Source organism: Xenorhabdus bovienii (assembly GCF_024721015.1).
GTDB classification, from domain to species: domain Bacteria; phylum Pseudomonadota; class Gammaproteobacteria; order Enterobacterales; family Enterobacteriaceae; genus Xenorhabdus; species Xenorhabdus bovienii.
This window is the reverse complement of record NZ_JANAIF010000172.1, coordinates 1-2,266: the sequence shown is the minus strand read 5'-3', so window position 1 is coordinate 2,266 and position 2,266 is coordinate 1. Positions and strand designations below refer to the sequence as shown.

At 38.3% G+C, this 2,266-nt stretch carries 3 protein-coding genes; 1 reads left to right on the top strand and 2 read right to left on the bottom strand.

All coding sequences use genetic code 11. The features are described 5' to 3' along the window. Positions 1-95: 95 nt before the first annotated feature. Positions 96-692 carry an NADPH-dependent FMN reductase gene (locus tag NXS07_RS19575; protein WP_258087465.1) on the top strand — a complete coding sequence of 199 codons (597 nt, stop codon included), beginning with the start codon at positions 96-98 and terminating at the stop codon, positions 690-692. An 89-nt stretch (positions 693-781) separates the two neighbouring features. Here NXS07_RS19575 and NXS07_RS19570 read toward each other — a convergent pair whose 3' ends face one another. Then, positions 782-1,399, bottom strand: a complete 618-nt coding sequence (locus NXS07_RS19570) for a hypothetical protein (protein WP_155399109.1) — start codon at positions 1,397-1,399, stop codon at positions 782-784. A gap of 186 nt (positions 1,400-1,585) precedes the next feature. Beyond that, positions 1,586-2,185, bottom strand: coding sequence for an MFS transporter (locus NXS07_RS19565; protein WP_082243323.1), 600 nt, complete (start codon positions 2,183-2,185; stop codon positions 1,586-1,588). Positions 2,186-2,266: the final 81 nt, after the last annotated feature.

The window sequence follows — 2,266 nt, the reverse complement described above, 5'->3', positions numbered from 1 at the left end:
CGTCTTTTCTTGCCGCAGTGCAAATCCGTTGCCTTGTTCTTTGGCTGAAAATCTCATGACGATATCGTCTAGTAAAAAGGATGAAAAAATTATCAATGAAACTTACTCTTATCTCTGGTAGTCAACGTCCAGATTCCCGCAGTCAACGTGTTGCATCATATTTGCAAGAATTAAGTCGTGAATATGGATTTACTGATATACATCCCCTTGAACTGTCTAATGTAGAACTTCCATTTCACGATGGTTACACAACGGATATATCAGCAGAATCGCACCCTTGGCAGGCTCTAGCTCCGAATCTAAGAGAGAGTGACGCATTTATTTTTATTACTCCAGAATGGCACGGTATGGCAACGCCGGCACTGAAAAATTTCCTGTTGTATTGCTCAGTGACAGAATTGGGTCATAAACCTGCGCTATTGGCCAGTGTCTCCGCCAGCATGAACGGTGTTTATCCTCTTAGCGAATTACGCATGACAGGTTTTAAGAACAATCACGTTTGTTTTCTGCCTGATCATTTAATTTTCCGCCACAGTGAAGGTCTGATTTCGACAGATTTGGCTTGTAGTAATGCTGAATTTGAAGCACGTGCGAAATACACGCTGAAACTATTGAAGGCTTATGCTGAAGCCTTGAAGCAAGTACGCGAAGTCATTGGAGAAGAAAGCAAAAATTACCCTTATGGCATGTAAAACAGATAGAAACAACAATCTGCACTGATGGACAAACCTCGGCTCAACCCTCTGAGCCGAGAATAAGACTGAATTGAAAGGCTGCTCGATTAATCCACTATTTTATATTTATCCCATTCAAATTCACGGGTATGAGGCGCAAAAAAGCCAAGAGTAGTCACTCCAATACCTGCCAACCCTTCTACCAACGCATTCTGTTTTTCATCGGGTTTAACATCTTCAAAATGTGTAGGTGACGTATATAGGATTTCTTCTGGTTGATATAAGAAACTTAATTCGTAATCGAATGTTCCACCCCAACTGGAAGCAGTGTAATAAAGGACAGGAGTATCGATCTCTTGAGATAAAGCAACCAAAAATTCGCGAAATGATTTTTTAATTTCTGGTGCTTCTGGAACAATCCGCCCTTCTGTTTCCGTCAAAAATGAAGCTTTTGATTCAAGAACAGTCAGTTCATAGTAATTTAAAAACGCTTGCCGATATTGGTTAAAATTTCTTTTACCACATACTGGACTAATAACGATTAGGCCTCCAGACGGTAAATTGTGCTGATGATTTGGAACATACCAAGCATAATCATTGAGATGAGGAATTAAATAAGCAAATTGCCGTAATTGGGCATCCGTTTTGATGTATTTTAGAGTCTTTGATGTTGCTGACATCAAAAGTTCATCCGTATACCATGACATTTTTCTCTCTTCCTTCATGTTCTTGATGCCGAAAAACATGATAACTGTATAAAAACACAGTGCATCGTATTTTTGGCATTTTTGTTCAAAAAATAGACTTAATTAGATTCAAAAGTAGCCATAAATATCAAAAATCCAGCATTCAAATAGATGCTGGATTTTGCTACCCTCAATATTCCTCTTATTAAGTTATTTGAGGTTTGCTTATTTTCGATGTAATTTTTTCAACAAATAAAATGTGATAAAAGAGAGCGCATCCGTATTATTCAATTGCCATTGAACTAATACGCTGACGATTGCGACTCCCAAAGCTGCACCGATTTGCTGCAAAGTAGCAATGATACCTGCGGCCATACCAGAAAATCGCACATGAATAAAAGCCAAAACGATATTGAGTAAAGGTGTCATCACAAAACCTTGACCATACCCCAGAAGTATCAGGATTAGCACGATCAATAATAAATTGGTTGCAACGGGGAACGTAGCAACCGCAAAAATCAGCGCAATAAAAGAAACAGAATAAAGTAAAGCGCCCATAACGATAGCTTGACTACCAAAACGCTTAACCCAGTAAGACGCATTTAATGAAGATAAAACAAACCCTACGCTTGCTGGCGCAAAAATGAGTCCAGAATCAAGCGGAGTAAAACCGAGTCCGTTTTGTAAAAATAACGCAAAAACGAGGAAAAATGAGCTGGCAGTGGAATACACAAACAAGACCAATAAACATCCTAAACTAAATTGTTTGTTCTTCAATAAATCAAAATCGAATAAAGGTGTTTTTCCTTGAGATACATAATGAATCTCATCAGGGCGGGATTTTACTTTGCTTAAAAATTAATCTTTAGGAGCTTGTACGTAAAATATGATGTGATTTCTTGGATA

Coding starts and splice junctions, on each gene's coding strand:
- NXS07_RS19575 (WP_258087465.1), top strand. CDS start 96: ATGAAACTTACTCTTATCTCTGGTAGTCAACGTCCAGATTCCCGCAGT.
- NXS07_RS19570 (WP_155399109.1), bottom strand. CDS start 1,399: ATGAAGGAAGAGAGAAAAATGTCATGGTATACGGATGAACTTTTGATG.